The organism is Neobacillus sp. DZ-9 (assembly GCF_059587065.1).
In genome coordinates this window covers 152,776-168,011 of the sequence record NZ_JCAIOL010000003.1, presented here as the reverse complement: position 1 = coordinate 168,011, position 15,236 = coordinate 152,776, and the positions used below count along the sequence as shown (strand labels likewise).

The 15,236-nt window shown below is 38.2% G+C and carries 18 protein-coding genes; 11 read left to right on the top strand and 7 right to left on the bottom strand.

From position 1 onward, the window contains the following. Positions 1 to 2: 2 nt before the first annotated feature. Together crcB (AC59HZ_RS09260) and crcB (AC59HZ_RS09255) are read right to left on the bottom strand one after the other, a co-directional pair. Positions 3 to 356, bottom strand: coding sequence for a fluoride efflux transporter CrcB (gene crcB / locus AC59HZ_RS09260; RefSeq protein WP_496546023.1), 354 nt, complete (start codon positions 354 to 356; stop codon positions 3 to 5). 5 nt (positions 357 to 361) lie between these two features. After that, positions 362 to 769 (bottom strand): fluoride efflux transporter CrcB, encoded by a 408-nt coding sequence (crcB, locus tag AC59HZ_RS09255; RefSeq protein WP_496545519.1) that lies wholly within the window; start codon positions 767 to 769, stop codon positions 362 to 364. A 93-nt stretch (positions 770 to 862) separates the two neighbouring features. Between crcB (AC59HZ_RS09255) and AC59HZ_RS09250 the strand changes: the two genes are divergently transcribed. From AC59HZ_RS09250 to AC59HZ_RS09230, 5 genes are all read left to right on the top strand, one after another. Beyond that, positions 863 to 1,330 (top strand): SRPBCC domain-containing protein, encoded by a 468-nt coding sequence (locus tag AC59HZ_RS09250; RefSeq protein WP_496545518.1) that lies wholly within the window; start codon positions 863 to 865, stop codon positions 1,328 to 1,330. 123 nt (positions 1,331 to 1,453) lie between these two features. Further along, on the top strand, positions 1,454 to 1,678 hold the full coding sequence (locus AC59HZ_RS09245) for a hypothetical protein (protein WP_496545517.1): 225 nt from the start codon (positions 1,454 to 1,456) through the stop codon (positions 1,676 to 1,678). A gap of 40 nt (positions 1,679 to 1,718) precedes the next feature. Further along, on the top strand, positions 1,719 to 1,892 hold the full coding sequence (locus AC59HZ_RS09240; protein WP_496545516.1) for a hypothetical protein: 174 nt from the start codon (positions 1,719 to 1,721) through the stop codon (positions 1,890 to 1,892). Positions 1,893 to 1,914: 22 nt separating this feature from the next. Next, positions 1,915 to 2,055 (top strand): hypothetical protein, encoded by a 141-nt coding sequence (locus AC59HZ_RS09235; RefSeq protein WP_496545515.1) that lies wholly within the window; start codon positions 1,915 to 1,917, stop codon positions 2,053 to 2,055. 139 nt (positions 2,056 to 2,194) lie between these two features. Then, positions 2,195 to 2,938 (top strand): rhamnogalacturonan acetylesterase, encoded by a 744-nt coding sequence (locus tag AC59HZ_RS09230; protein WP_496546022.1) that lies wholly within the window; start codon positions 2,195 to 2,197, stop codon positions 2,936 to 2,938. A 19-nt stretch (positions 2,939 to 2,957) separates the two neighbouring features. Here AC59HZ_RS09230 and AC59HZ_RS09225 read toward each other — a convergent pair whose 3' ends face one another. Next, positions 2,958 to 3,869: an MBL fold metallo-hydrolase gene (locus AC59HZ_RS09225; RefSeq protein ID WP_496545514.1), complete on the bottom strand. Its 912-nt coding sequence runs from the start codon at positions 3,867 to 3,869 to the stop codon at positions 2,958 to 2,960. A gap of 286 nt (positions 3,870 to 4,155) precedes the next feature. On the opposite strand from AC59HZ_RS09225, the gene AC59HZ_RS09220 reads away from it, so the two are divergent. From AC59HZ_RS09220 to AC59HZ_RS09205, 4 genes are all read left to right on the top strand, one after another. After that, positions 4,156 to 4,362 carry a Fur-regulated basic protein FbpA gene (locus AC59HZ_RS09220; RefSeq protein WP_496545513.1) on the top strand — a complete coding sequence of 69 codons (207 nt, stop codon included), beginning with the start codon at positions 4,156 to 4,158 and terminating at the stop codon, positions 4,360 to 4,362. A gap of 88 nt (positions 4,363 to 4,450) precedes the next feature. Continuing rightward, on the top strand, positions 4,451 to 4,783 hold the full coding sequence (locus AC59HZ_RS09215) for a nuclear transport factor 2 family protein (protein ID WP_496545512.1): 333 nt from the start codon (positions 4,451 to 4,453) through the stop codon (positions 4,781 to 4,783). A gap of 37 nt (positions 4,784 to 4,820) precedes the next feature. Beyond that, the gene (locus AC59HZ_RS09210; protein WP_496545511.1) at positions 4,821 to 5,852 is read left to right on the top strand and encodes a threonine aldolase family protein; all 1,032 of its coding nucleotides are present in this window, start codon (positions 4,821 to 4,823) and stop codon (positions 5,850 to 5,852) included. Between the two features lie 466 nt (positions 5,853 to 6,318). Further along, the gene (locus AC59HZ_RS09205) at positions 6,319 to 6,786 is read left to right on the top strand and encodes a PAS domain S-box protein (RefSeq protein ID WP_496545510.1); all 468 of its coding nucleotides are present in this window, start codon (positions 6,319 to 6,321) and stop codon (positions 6,784 to 6,786) included. Between the two features lie 202 nt (positions 6,787 to 6,988). On the opposite strand, the gene AC59HZ_RS09200 is transcribed toward AC59HZ_RS09205, so the two are convergent. From AC59HZ_RS09200 to katG, 3 genes are all read right to left on the bottom strand, one after another. Then, positions 6,989 to 7,723: an SH3 domain-containing protein gene (locus AC59HZ_RS09200; protein ID WP_496545509.1), complete on the bottom strand. Its 735-nt coding sequence runs from the start codon at positions 7,721 to 7,723 to the stop codon at positions 6,989 to 6,991. A 5-nt stretch (positions 7,724 to 7,728) separates the two neighbouring features. After that, a complete protein-coding gene (locus tag AC59HZ_RS09195) occupies positions 7,729 to 8,649 on the bottom strand; it encodes a hypothetical protein (protein WP_496545508.1) in 921 nt (306 codons plus the stop codon). Positions 8,650 to 9,276: 627 nt separating this feature from the next. Next, on the bottom strand, positions 9,277 to 11,493 hold the full coding sequence (gene katG, locus AC59HZ_RS09190) for a catalase/peroxidase HPI (RefSeq protein ID WP_496545507.1): 2,217 nt from the start codon (positions 11,491 to 11,493) through the stop codon (positions 9,277 to 9,279). A 930-nt stretch (positions 11,494 to 12,423) separates the two neighbouring features. On the opposite strand from katG, the gene AC59HZ_RS09185 reads away from it, so the two are divergent. Together AC59HZ_RS09185 and AC59HZ_RS09180 are read left to right on the top strand one after the other, a co-directional pair. Further along, on the top strand, positions 12,424 to 12,630 hold the full coding sequence (locus AC59HZ_RS09185) for a Fur-regulated basic protein FbpA (RefSeq protein ID WP_496545506.1): 207 nt from the start codon (positions 12,424 to 12,426) through the stop codon (positions 12,628 to 12,630). Positions 12,631 to 12,819: 189 nt separating this feature from the next. Next, entirely contained in the window at positions 12,820 to 13,194 is a 375-nt protein-coding gene (locus tag AC59HZ_RS09180; protein ID WP_496545505.1) for a nuclear transport factor 2 family protein, read from the top strand. Between the two features lie 114 nt (positions 13,195 to 13,308). On the opposite strand, the gene AC59HZ_RS09175 is transcribed toward AC59HZ_RS09180, so the two are convergent. Next, the gene (locus AC59HZ_RS09175; protein ID WP_496545504.1) at positions 13,309 to 15,135 is read right to left on the bottom strand and encodes an APC family permease; all 1,827 of its coding nucleotides are present in this window, start codon (positions 15,133 to 15,135) and stop codon (positions 13,309 to 13,311) included. Positions 15,136 to 15,236: the final 101 nt, after the last annotated feature.

Genomic DNA, 15,236 nt, shown 5'->3' with positions numbered 1-15,236 from the left:
AATCACCATAAAAAACTACCAACCAGATATCCAAAATAAGCCAGTGAAATGCCTGCGCCATAGGTAATAATGGTATAAAGGATAAAGTCCTTATTATTTTTTTTAAAGAATAGATTAATCATTTCTAACTTCAGCGTCGAGAAGGTTGTATAAGCCCCCATAAATCCAGTTCCAAATAACAATACAATGATGATATCAGCTTTCGCGCCAGTGATCACTCCTAAAAGAAAAGCGCCAGATAAATTGACCGTTAAAGTTCCCATTGGTAAACCAGATTTGTGATTTAAGCGTTTACTAATGGAATAACGAGCAATCGCCCCGAAAAAACCACCAATTCCTACAATTATCAAATGCATGATTGTCAAGATTTATCCACCTCGTTATTGACCTTAAATCCTAATCGGCCCATGAATAATCCGCCAATAATGCTGATAAAAACATAAAGGACACCCAGTAACATTTTTCCGGATTGAAACAATTTAACGGTTTCCACACTCAAGGTTGAAAAAGTGGTAAAAGAACCGATAAAGCCAGTTCCGATCACAGTCGACATCTGAGCTGATAAAGAGAACTTCCTGAAAATATTGGTTGTCAGCCAGGCCAATAAAAAACTTCCCAATAAATTAATCAGTAAAGTTGTGAATGGAAAAGTGCTATTTGTAAAAAAGGTCATTCCAATTAGATATCTCAATATCGCTCCCAAAGAACCAGCTAAACCTACAAAAAGATAAATCAAGGCGATTTTTACCTCCTCTATAAAAGACTGCATCAACTAATTTTAAACTCATTTTGTCTCTATTAACAACACAAACTGCATTTGAATATAAATAAATGATTAAAGACCATTGGAGGAGGAGTACGCTTGAAAATCAAATACGATCATTCCTTTGAATTACCCAGAACTATTGTATGGAAATATATTAAGGATGAAAATGTACTTAGAAACTCTCTCCCTGGATGCAGTTTTTTTGAAGAAAGATCGGCTGGTAATTACCTGGCAGAAATTGAAATTCATTGGGGACCGATTAAAGATGTGTTTAAGCTGGAAATTTACACAATAGAAGAGATTTCAGCTTCATCCTACCGGGTCCATGTAAAAGGAAAAGGTAACCTTGGAGAGATAAAGGGCAATGGAGTTTTGTATATAAAAGAAAATCTGGGAGGTACCCACCTTACCTTCTTGGCTGATGGAGAGATCACTGGAGCACTCGCCTTGGCAAGCAAGCATTTATTAGACGGTAACACCGATAAGAGTTTGGTAAACTTTTTTCAAAATATGGAAAAAGAAATCAAAAAGAAAATTTATCTTTTGAAAAAAAGAAGCAGATGAAGGACCCTAGGGCATCTGCTTCTTTTTATTTTGCTGTATATTAAAAAAACGTTTGTAATTCTAAAAACAAAGGGGATTCTAGAAATAAACGCAAGTAAACTCTGCTTCGATAGGAGGGGGACTTTGACAAATAGGGCAAGTATATTCATATATATCTTATTTATTGCCGCTGCGGCCTTTGCAATCGGGTCAAATCGTGTTCCACTCCAAAACACGCTATTCATCAAAGATGTAACCGAAAATATATCCATGGAGAAGGGGTATATTTATGCGGACCAATTATTGCTTCAATCCAAACAGGGCGGAAGAAATCAATTATCAGCAAAAAATGAGCTCATACATATATAAAAATCGAAAAACAAACACTACCATTCAGGAGGTGGTGTAAATGCCAAAAGAAAATGATCCTCAAGAATTTCAAAATAAAGGAAACATAAATGAAAAAATGAATAAAGACGTTGAAGTGAACTTAGATAATAATGATATCCAGGCAGAAAGTGCTATCATCATTGGCGGCGGAGATCCTAATCTTTTTCCTGATGGAGGAAAACCATTAGCTTAGTTTTTTAAAAGGAGAATCAATCATGGACAAAGAAAATCAATATATTACAGCTTCCCTTTCACCTCAATTAATTAATGAAATTCAATCCCTTGAAGAAAAATTAAGTGAGCAGGCCCATAAAAAAGTAGTCGTAATTGCTTATGAAAATGAGGCTACGACGTGAGATAATTTTTGATTAGATAGTAAATTGGTAAAACCTTCATCTATTTGAAGGTTTTTATCATGGACTTAGGCATCAGGAGGAGAAGCATAAAAAAATGAAAGGGTTTTTCTATTGTATATTGATATTAACTGTTAGCTTGATGTTATTTAGCGGGTTAAATATCTACAGAACGACAGCCAACCAAACCAATGAGAACATAACAGTGTATCTCGCTGGAGATTCCACTGTAGCAAATTATGCCAGTAATCGGGCACCGAGGGCTGGGTGGGGGCAAATGCTTCCTCAAATGTTTGATGAACAAATAATCGTGAAAAATGAAGCCGTCCCGGGGAGAAGCACGAAAAGTTTTATCAACGAAGGGCGGTTAAGAAGGATTTTAAATCAAATTCAAAAGGGAGATTACTTGTTCATTCAATTCGGCCATAATGATGAAAAAAGCTACGACCCATCCCGTTACACAGAACCTGCTACTACCTATCAACGTTATTTAAAGGAATATATTGACGGTGCCCGAAAGAAAGGGGCCATCCCAATTCTTGTTACACCAGTTGAAAGAATGAATTTCTCCGCTTACGAAAAGGCCTTGGCCACCCACGGACAGTATCCTGATGCTATGAAGGAGCTTGGCATGAAGGAGAATGTCCCTGTCATTGATCTCACGGCAAAAAGTAGGGCACTTTATCAACAACTGGGCCCAGAAAAAACAAAGAAGCTTTTTTTGTTTCTGGATGCTGGTGAACATCCAAATTACCCTGGTGGTGTACAGGATCCTATTCATTTTCAAGAAAAGGGTGCAAGAGAGATCGCCAAACTGATTAAGGACGGAATTGTTAAGCTAAACCTGCCCCTTCAAAAACATTTACTAAAAAACGGAGGCGAATAGCGGCCTCCGTTGCAGTAAATTAGGTAACAGTTTCTCCAATTAATAATACCTTTAATTGCTCTTTTGGTAATTGCCTTTTTTCCCATTCACGATATAACCGCTCTAACGCTTCAGGGCCGGTATCGTCGGCTAAGCGGTAGGCCCCATAATGCATCGGTACAAACCATTTTGCCTTTAATTCCAAAAAAGCTTTAACACTATCTTCAGGAGAGATATGGGATGACGCCATAAACCACTCTGGCTCATAGGCCCCAATCGGCATAAACACCGTATCGATGGATAGTCGGTTTCCAATTTCCGTAAAGCCCGTAAAATAGCCAGTATCTCCGACAAAATATAACGTTTCTACTTGATTCTGGATGACCCAGCCCCCCCAATGGGACGTGTTCATATCTGTTGCCGTTCTTCGCGTCCAATGCTGTGCAGGCACAAAGTGTAGAGTAAGTCCTCCATGTTCAACCGTTTCCCACCAATTCAATTCAATGACCCGTCGATAACCTTTTTTGAGAAATAGCGATTTTAATCCGGTTGGTACAAAAAATTGAGGACTCCCTTTTAACTGCTTGATCGTCGGAAAGTCCAAGTGGTCGTAATGGCCATGAGATATGAGCACAATATCTATTTCTGGCATGTCCGCTAAAGGGATTCCAGGCGGGGTTAATCTTTTCTGAAACCCCATCCTCTCGGCCCATACAGGATCCGTTAAAATATTAATTCCATTTAGTTGAATCAGAAAAGTCGAATGTCCGATCCATGTATAAGTAGTTTTATTTCGATTTTCCTGGAGTTCTTTAACCATTTTACTTTCACACTGCTCGATATTTACCGATAAATCCTTTACCTTGCTTTTTCGTTCTATTTGCCATTTCACCATGTCTTTAAACGTCTTGTTCGTACTGACATTATCTAAATTAGCATATTTTTTTCTCATTTAATCACCTATTTTATGTTCGCAAAATGAATCTGGCTTGATTATAACAAGAAATGAGGGGGCCATCAAAAATATTTCTTATATTAAGAGTAGATAACATTTCGTTTAAGAATCGATAAATATGTGTCAAATCGACAAATTTTTCTAATTTCAGGAATTACAATGGCATTTGTGGGAAGGAGTTGAAACAATACTTTTTGAAAAATTAATGCATTTTAGTTCTTCGTCGTTCTATTCTTAGCAATTTTCACGGTAAATCCCAAAGCAAACTAGGAGGTTTTTCGTTATGAAAAATAATCTTCGAAATGCTGTCCAGCAAAAAAGGCAACATCTAATCGATGAGCTCCTTAAATTAGGAGTTTTTAAGAAAAACAATAAGCATCTATATGAATGGACATTGCAAGACCTTGAAGAAGAATATGTTCAATTGAAACAGGTGATTTGGATTCATGCAAATCCAAGTGCCTCAAAAACATCGCAATTTTTTAAATGAAGCAAAAAAGCCGGTTTAAAAACCGGCTTTTGTTTTGTTCTATGTTATGATGTTACTATCATTCACGAAATAGGATGGGGTGAAATCTATGTCAATTGTAAAAGTGGTACAAGAACAAATTGAATTTTATAATAACCAGGATTTAGAAGGGTTTGCGAGCACCTATTCAGAGGATATTACAGTGTTGACCTTCCCGGATAATACAGTTACATTAAGCGGTAAGCAGGCACTAATTGAAAGATATACAGAAACCTTCAAAAAGAAAATGTTCGCTGAAATCAAAAACCGTTCAATTGTTGGAAACAAGGTAATCGACTGGGAAATCGCAACGAACGGATTAACGGGTGAAAGCACAAGCTTAATGGCTATTTATGAAGTGAAGGATGACTTAATTTCAAAAGTTTGGTTTATTAGGGAATAAATACGGGAAAATACATTTCTTAATGGGAGGGCATTAAATGTACAGTTTTAAGAACGATTACAGTGAAGGGGCACATCCTAGAATATTGAATGCTTTAATCGAATCCAATTTTGAGCAGGAGGATGGCTACGGGGGAGATCGCTACACTCAACAAGCAGTCGAACTTTTAAAGGATAGAATCGGACGAGCAGATATTGACATCCACCTTATCGCTGGCGGGACACAAACAAATCTAATCGCGATCTCATCCTTTCTAAGACCACACGAGGCTGCCATTGCGGCACACACCGGTCATATTTTTACACATGAGACAGGGGCGATTGAAGCAACTGGGCATAAAATTCTATCAGTGGAAGTCGATGATGGGAAACTAACCCCTTTACATATAAAGCAAGTACTTGAATATCATACAGACGAACATATGGTGAAACCGAAGCTTGTATACATATCCAATTCCACAGAAATTGGCACCATATATAAGAAAAATGAACTGGAGCAACTAAGTGAATTTTGCCGTAATAATAATTTGATTTTGTATATGGATGGCGCCAGAATAGGATCTGCACTTTGTTCTACAGAAAATGACCTTACGTTGAATGATATTGCAGCACTCGTGGATGCCTTCTATATTGGCGGAACGAAGAATGGAGCCCTTATCGGAGAAGCATTAGTCATTTGCCGCGAATCATTGAAAGAGGATTTTCGCTTCCATATGAAGCAAAAAGGGGCGCTCCTTGCTAAAGGTAGACTTTTAGGGATCCAATTTCATGAACTTTTCAAAGACAATCTATTTTTCGACCTAGCCGTGAATGCGAACAAGATGGCTGATTTGATCAAACAGGAACTAGTTAATGCAAATTTCAAGTTTTTAACACATTCACCATCAAATCAAATTTTTCCGATCTTGCCTAATTCCTTAATTACTGAACTTCAAAGTAAGTATTCTTTCCACATTTGGGAAAAGGTCGATGCTGATCACTCTGCGATTCGGTTAGTTACTTCCTGGGCAACAAAGGAGGAAGTGGTTTTCTCTTTTATTAATGACATGAGGACAATTCAAAAAGAATAAACACAATATTGGCGCAATAGTTATTATTACACTCTGATACTCCAACATTAACCAGTTGGTAAACGTTTTCATTGGTGTTATAATTGGTGATGGCTGCAAAAGCCACCTGAAAAATTACTACCCGGCTTAGATGATTGGCGCCATCGTTTACGCTGTGTGACTTTTTGGAATCTATATTTTGCACTTTAACTATAGGGTGCAAGTGTGAGAAAAGCAACGTAATGAAACTACGTTGCTTTTTTATATCTATAATTACTTCCTATGCAGTCCCTGTATTTTTTAGTTCCAGTGTTTACCTATAAATCAGCAGCAAGGGAGCTTATTAAATAAATTGCACTTATGTTTAATATATTACAATTGAATTAAAATTCAATAAAAATTAATGGCATTGTCCAATCGGTATTTATAATAATAGAAAAAAGCTTTTGAAATAACAAGTGCAACTAATTTTTATTTTTCGTAAATAATGATAGAATACTTGTTTTTTCAATCTACTTATTTACAAAGCATAAAAGGACTGACTATAGTAATGGACTTAAACAAAGAGCAGACAAGAAAAATGAAGAGAAAATTGCTAGAGAGTTTTATTAAGGATATTAAGAAAAATAATAATGTACATAACCCGCATTCCTTTTTTGCTATAGATTTTAACGGATATCTTATTTTCTTAAATGATGCTTGTACAAGCCTGACGGGATATAATGCAGAGGAAGCCAAATCATTAAGTTTCCTTAAGTTAATTTCAATAAATGACATAGATAAAGTCTATAATCATTATTTCATAACAGTTGAAGGTATTACTCAAGGATTTGACTGTGAAATAATACATAAAAATGGGGAAAGTGTCGATATCCACATAGAGATTTTCCCAATTATTGTTGATGAGGAATTTGTAGGTGTTTATGGAATTGCTAACCATCTACCGAACTTATAGGTCTTCTTTTGTGCTTACGCTGTTAAATTTAGGACGAATATTAAAATAGCAGTACTTTTTTTGCTTTTTCGTTTATATGTATTTACCTATCTATCATGTTATTAATTTAGTGTTTCACAGATGGTATGTTGATGGCGGTCAATTAGTTTCTAGCAGGAGAAATGATCATGTGCCCATTTCTCCTGCGAAACCTGTCAATTTATTATTTTTCCCTGACAATCAAGGCTGATATCCAGCCTTCGATGCCGTTTGCTGTTTGAACTTTTAGCCACTTAATGCCTTTGGAATCTACTTGTTCTTCATTCAAATAATGCATGATTTCGCCATTTGTAATCGTGTATAGACGTTGCGCGGTTAGTGTGGGAGATTCACGAATATTTCCGCCTTCTTCATATTTCTTATTTAAAATAAGTTCTTTTTGATCAGGGGAAGCCCCGGATGCTTGTATGTGAACATGTTCTTGGTTTAACCATACCTCAGCTTTCTTCCATTTTTGCGTATACCACTTATTTGGATTGTTCATGATGGCTGCAGTGAGCAAAATTACTAAAGTTGTAGCAGAATAGAAGGTCCATCTTTTAATCCTTGTTTTATTCCTTCTCCGTTTCTTGAAAAGCTGAATCATTTTGTTGAAAAATCGTTCGAACAAGGCAAACATTTCTTCAATGAAATCAATCCAAACAGGTATATCGGCTTTTCCTGCTTCTCTCCGGCTTCTTTGCATCGTGCAAAGAAGTGCCATGATGGGGTAAGAAATGAGATAATGCATTTTTTTCAACAAACTGCACAACAAGTTGAAGAAGGGAGGAACAATGTACAACAAAATCAGTCTTGCGAGCTGCAGGAGGACAAAGAGAGCCAAAGAAAGACGCAACCATTCCGGCAGGACAGATATAAGTGACCAGATCCAAAACAGCTGATTTAAAATGGATTCCACAATCGCTAATCTCCTTTATTGAAATAGGATAGGAGTTCTCTCTTTTGACCATTAATCTGTTTCTTTTCATTGGTGTTTTCCTGATTGACGGGGAGATAGGGGAATAGTTTTTTTAGTTTGGCCAATCTTTGTTCCGCCTCATGCTGGTCAATAGAGTGATCATTGATCAAATTGAAAAGTTGTTTGTTTACCTCATTTTTGAAGGCTTGATTTTGGATAAACTCTGATTCCACTAACCGCTTTGCCATATCATTTTTTTCCCCAAGCTTCCCTGCAGTGATAAAATCACCTGATTGAAGGGCTTCTTTAATCGAGGCCGAAATCCGGCGCGCTTCTTCCAAATCCAGAGCCTCTTGATAGGCAGATAGTTCAGCGTTCCGGTCTAAATCGGCGATTGCCTCATCATGGCATTGGTCCCGAATACTTTGCCTGATCAAAACACGAATATTTCGAACAACAACTCCGGCCTCTCTTAACACCTTAACTAGTGGCGAGGTTTGAAAAAATTCTTCAATATGCCGGGCAAAACTAAAGTCCTCTTCAATAGGATAAAATCTTGCTTCCGACTCCACCCAGAAAGGCAGATTATTGTTAATAATGTGGCCAAATTCTCCTGCATTTTGTTGAACTAACTTATCGGGGTGCTCTACGGCAATATCGATAAACAGATTGACAGAAAACCTTCTTCCTCTAGTTGCAGAAGGGACTTCCTCCTTGTAGGAGATGGTATGCTGCTGCATATTGACTGTATATACCCTTTTATATTTTCCAATCCGCAATTCACTACGTGACAAACGCTCTCCATTTTTAACGGCATAGTATTCGTTGTGATTATTAACATAAACAAAGGCATAAGTCATAGACGACGCAGGCGGTTTTTCCAAAAAGCTAAATTTCACGTCTTTAACTTCTTCAATAAATTGCATAAAGTCATTCCCTCCAGTTTAACTTTTTTCATTGAGAGACCACTTACCCTTGTCCACATTCTATGCGGACAATCGGAAGAAAAGCCCCATAGCTTTGCAAAAATTGCGGATTGAGGGAGTTGAAGTTTGTAATTTGAGGATATTCCGCGCTTCGTTTGTCGCTAAGAAACAAAGTCATTATTTACAAAGCATCATCACCATGGGATGGCCTTGTTATATGGGTGCAATTTATGTAATTTAAATAACATGTGTTTGTTCTTTTTTTCAGAATATTTCGTGTTATATTTAAATGGTTAGGGTTGATGTTAAAAAAAACGTGAAAAGGGAGGAGTGCTAATGGAAATTTGCATTTCATGCGGAGAGGAATTAGCTTATATGGAGAGGAATCGAGCGGAATGCTGGGAGTGCAGAGACTCTTCAACTGTAGCTCATTCAGAAGCGGAATAATCTACTCGCCTTTGAAACGTTCTTTAACAAACAACAAAAAGGAAGGTGCTACCGATTAGGTAACACCTTCCTTTACTTTATTTTGAACTTAAAGTTCTAGATCGCTTTGTAGGAGGGGGGGGCAGTGTCTCTTCCACAAGAAAAACCACCGTCGGGTTTGACGGCTGTTATTTCTTATATTTACTTACCTGTTAGTTGAGCTTTCTTAAAATCAACCGACTTAAGATCGAAGCGATCTGCATTCATTACCTTGACCCAGGCAGCAATAAAATCATTCACAAACTTCTCTTTATTATCATCTTGAGCATAAACTTCTGCAAGGGAACGGAGAACGGAGTTTGAACCAAACACAAGATCTACTCTAGTTGCTGTACGCACTACTTCACCTGTTTTGCGATCACGTCCTACATAGATGTTTCCATCTAGAGGCTTCCATTCCACTCCCATGTCAAGCAAGTTAACAAAGAAGTCATTCGTGAGTTTGCCTACATCATCAGTGAATACGCCGTGCCCAGTGCCACCATAGTTTGTACCTAAAACACGCATACCGCCAATAAGAACAGTCATTTCTGGTGCAGTAAGGTTTAAGAGCTGGGCCTTATCTACTAGGAGTTCTTCGGGACTTACACTATACTGCTTCGTTTGATAGTTTCGGAAACCATCAGCGATAGGTTCTAGCACTTCCAAGTTTTCTATATCCGTTTGCTCTTGTGTTGCATCGCCACGTCCTGGAGCAAAAGGAACCGTTACATCAAAGCCTGCATCTCGTGCAGCTTTTTCTATTGCGGCACAACCACCTAGTACAATCAAATCGGACATGCTTACTTTCTTATCTAGTTCTTTTTGAATGCCTTCTAGTACTTGAAGCACTTGTGCGAGTTGTTCCGGCTGATTCACTTCCCAAGCCTTCTGTGGAGCAAGACGGATTCTGGCACCATTAGCACCGCCACGATGATCTGAGCCACGGTAGGTACCAGCAGAAGCCCAAGCTGTTGTTACTAGCTTGCTTACCGTTAGTCCTGAATCTAAGATTTTTGCTTTAATCTCAGCAACTTCAGCATCTGTTAATTCATAATTACCAGCTGGTACAGGATCTTGCCAGATGAAATCTTCTTCTGGAACTTCTGGACCTAGATATCTAGTTTTAGGCCCCATGTCTCGGTGTAATAGTTTGAACCATGCTCGAGCAAAGACATCTGCAAACTCATCTGGATTTTCATGGAAACGCCGAGAAATCTTCCCGTATACTGGATCATGACGAAGTGCCATATCAGCGGTGGTCATCATCGTTGGAACTTTTATGGTTGGATCTTCTGCATCTGGTGCAAGATCCTTCTCATCAGGATTTACAGCAAGCCACTGATAGGCCCCTGCAGGACTCTTTGTAAGCCACCATTCATATCCAAACAATAGATCAAAATAACCATTATCCCACTGTGTCGGATTAGCAGTCCATGCACCTTCAATACCACTGGTGATGGTGTCACGACCTTTACCGGAGCCGAATGTGCTTTGCCAGCCTAAGCCTTGCGCTTCAATAGGAGCGGCCTCTGGCTCTGGGCCAACAAGAGAAGCATCTCCTGCCCCATGTGCCTTACCGAAAGTATGGCCGCCGGCTATAAGTGCAACTGTTTCTTCATCGTTCATTCCCATACGTGCAAAGGTTTCACGAATGTCCTTTGCACTTGCAAGGGGATCAGGTTTACCGTTTGGACCCTCTGGGTTAACATAGATAAGTCCCATCTGAACAGCAGCAAGTGGATTTTCAAGCTCACGATCGCCTGTGTAACGATTATCACCTAGCCAATCTGTTTCAGTACCCCAATAGATGTCTTCTTCTGGATGCCAAATGTCTGGGCGTCCTGCTCCAAAACCTATTGTCTTACCGCCCATGGATTCAATCGCAACATTACCTGTTAGAACTAGTAAGTCGGCCCAAGAAATCTTGTTACCATACTTTTGCTTAATCGGCCATAGGAGTCTTCGGGCTTTATCAAGGCTAGTGTTGTCAGGCCAGCTGTTAAGTGGGGCAAAACGCTGGTTACCCGTTCCACCACCACCTCGGCCATCACCTGTACGGTATGTACCTGCTGCATGCCAAGACATTCTGATAAAGAATGGACCATAATGTCCATAGTCAGCAGGCCACCAATCTTGACTTACTGTCATTAATTCCTGAAGATCTTGCTTAAGTGCACCGTAGTCTAACTTTTTAAATTCTTCTACATAATCAAAGTCTTCTCCCATAGGGTTAGATTTTCTGTCATGTTGATGGAGAATATTCAAGTTTAACGCGTTTGGCCACCAGTCCCGATTTGATGTACCACTTGATTTGTTACTGGTAGCACCCCCGTGAAACGGGCATCCACCGATGTTACCATTGTCTTTAGGATCCATATTCTTAATCTCTCCTTCTGTTTAAATATATAATTATGCATCTAGTTTTAAGAATCTTAGAAACTAGAATTATAATAATTATTATTATGAAATTGCTATTATAAATTATGAATTAAATTGAAAGAAATATAGACCAGAGAAAGAGAATAAATATATTAAAGCAACAAGAAGACCAATCATGATCTTGAAAAGGAGTACTAAATTATGAAGTTTCTTAGGGAAAGTAGTTAATATCTTTTATTTTGCGATATTCTGCTACTCATCGCAAATCGCAAGATTGTATGACATGTAATACATTTTGCTTCTTTTGGAATTCATGACTAAGAGGAAAATTACAGAAACATCTTTTGAGAAATTCTAAAATCATTAACCAAGGCACCTGGATGATTAGCTGATTATGATATACACTTTTATTAAAATAAAAGAAGTATAAACGTATGGGAGAGGAAAAATAATTATTGATATTGTGAGAATGTAATGTAACTTTTTGAAGAATTATTTCTGTGATAATTGTTTTAAATATCAGGTTTTTAAGAAAATTGCAACATTATCTTATATTACCATTATAATGAAAAGGAGTGATATTAGGCAAGTCATAAGGATTTCCCTTCTTGTTTGCAGGGTCTTAACAGGTATGTCCGTTTTTCCTGCGTCTCTCCGGCTACTTTGCATCATTTATATTTGCTCATCCGCAATTAAGTCATTCCCTCGAGTTTAACTATTTTCATTGAGAGATCACTTACCCTTGTCCACATTCTATGCGGACAATCGGAAGAAAAGCCCCATATCTTTGCGGAAAGTGGGGATGGAGGAAAGTGAATTTTTAATTCATACTTTACAGATAGGAATTGTAAGTTTATAATAAAATTAATCAAATTAGAAATTTATTCAGAGCGAATTTAAAGTTGTTATATTCAAGGGAAGGTTTTAGTGAAAACTGAAGGAGTGTTTATGATGAGAAATAACGATGAAAAAAAACGGCAAAAACTTATCAATAAACTAATATTTCTAAACGTATATAACAAAGAAGATCAAAAGCTTTATACTCTGCCACTATCAAAATTAGAATATGAGTATAGGAGATTTAAATTACAAAACCATCCGCATGGTGAGTTTGGCTCTATTCAATGGGTATAGGGGTTTGGGCCGTAGGCCCTTTTTTCTTTTGTCATTTATGTACTGAACAAGTTGGTGTAATTTCAACAAATTGAATATATAATGTAACTAACAATTAGGTTTACTTAAAAAAGAGAGTTTAAAACTTAAAATGCTCATTAGATTAATTACATAACTAGGAAAACTATAATTAAGAAAGGATGATTTGCAATGAAGAATTCTTTAAGAGAGAAGGCTGTGTCGTTTTTACAACTGGTTGCAGCGGGGGATGTGCGTGAAGCATACAGTAAGTATATTGGTCCGGATTTCCGCCATCATAATGCCTTTTTCCGTGGAGATGCTGATTCTCTCATGCTCGCAATGGAAGAAAACGCCGTCAAGAATCCTCACAAAAGCCTTGAGGTAAAACGTGTTATCGAAGAGGGTGATACTGTTGCGGCTCACTCCCATGTTAAGCAAACGCAAGAGGACCTTGGGGCAGCTGTGGTTCATATCTTTCGCTTCCATAACGACCTTATCGTCGAGTTATGGGATGTAGGTCAGGCCATACCTGTGAACTCTCCCAATGAGAATGGTGTGTTCTGATGCATGAGATATTGTTGATACTGGTTAAATATTTTTAATTAACCTGAAAAAGGGATGCCAAAAATAACTTTTGGAATCCCTTGTTTTTTTTAACCAATTACAAAAAAATGCAGTTTATTTTTTGAATCGAAATGGTACGGTTGAAACAATCACATTTTTTTGATAAATGAGGTAGAGTCGTAATAATAAGCTTGATTGGTTATGCAATATATCGTGCCATCTTTTCTTTGTAATAAATTGAGGAATCAATACGGTAAGTGTGTACTTTTGTTCATTCGCCTTTTCCTCAACTATTTCGATAAAGCGGGCAATCGGTCGTAATAAACTTCTGTAGGATGTATACAAAGTCACAAGACGAATATCTGGCTGCCATTCCTTCCATTTATCCTCCATTTGTTTTTCACTTTCACGGTCAAAAGCTACATAAACGGCAATAACGGAGTCACCAATTAACTTCGCATAATTTAACGAGTTTTCTACCACCTTCGTAACCCCAGCAACCGGGACAATAACAATGTTGCCCTCTAACGGAAGAGCCTCATCACCTGTTGAAATCCTAAGTTGTTCACCAACTGCATCATAATGCTTTTTAATCCGATGGCACACAAAGACTATAATAGGTAAGAAGATGAGAACATACCAGACTTGAGAAAATTTTGTGATAAAGAAAATGATCACAACCGTTAAAGTAATCAGCGCGCCAATTAGATTAATGGTCATTTTCAATAGCCAACCAGAAGGTTTCTCTTTTATCCATTTCACAATCATACCTGTTTGCGACAGTGTGAAAGGGATGAATACACCTACCGCGTAAAGGGGAATAAGTTGTTCGGTTTCTCCTCTAAAGATGACAATCAATATAATGGATGCCACACTAAGAGTAAGGATTCCATTTGAATAGCCAAGTCGATCTCCGCGATTTAGGAACATTCTCGGTATATACTTATCAGTGGCGAAGTTAACCGCTAACAGAGGGAATGCAGAGAATCCTGTGTTCGCAGCTAGTACCAGAATAAGAGCCGTAGTTCCCTGGATAAAATAATAAAGGAAGTTTCTCCCAAAAACCTTAGATGCCATTTGGGAAACTACCGTTTCCTCTGCTTTAGGAGAGATCCCCAGCCAATAGGCTAAAAACATCGTTCCCGTGAAAAGAACCGCTAGAATGAAACCCATCAACATTAGAGTATGGACTGCATTTTTAGCTTCAGGATCCTTGAAATTCGGAACAGCATTTGAAACAGCTTCCACTCCTGTAAGAGCCGAGCAGCCTGATGAAAAGGCGCGCAGTAGTAAAAATAGACTTATACCAGGAACAGCTGTCCCAATTGGTGTATGTAAATGGGAAGGAATCTGTCCACTTACAATTTGCCACATTCCCACTACGATCAGAAGTACTAATGCAACGACAAAAATATAGACGGGATAGGCGAGGACAGAAGCTGATTCCGTAATACCTCTTAGATTCAAAATCGTGATCAAAATCACTAAGACAGTAGCGATAGGCACATTAAAGGGATGTAATAGAGGAAATGCCGATGTAATCGCATCCGTTCCAGCTGAAACACTGACGGCCACTGTTAAGATATAATCGACCAATAACGAACCGCCTGCTACTAATCCAGCATTTTTCCCCAAGTTACTTTTCGAGACAACATAGGCACCCCCGCCATGAGGATAAGCGTAGATAATTTGACGATAGGACAAAATTAGTGCAGCTAAAAGGATAAGAACACCTACGCCAATCGGAATCGAATACCAGAGAGCAATAATACCCAATGTAGATAACACAATGATAATTTGTTCCGGGCCGTATGCCACAGAAGAAAGGGCATCGGATGACAGAATGGCAAGTGCTTTTAATTTACCTAATCTTTGTTCGCCTAATTTACTTGTTTTCAGCGGTTTCCCAATTAAGGCTCGTTTAAACATGGAATAACGCATAAAGTACCTCCGTAGGATTTAAGCAATTGAACTGCTAGCTACTAACCATAGGATTATATTACCCGCTAAAATCTTTTATATATCATCATACGCAAACGCAA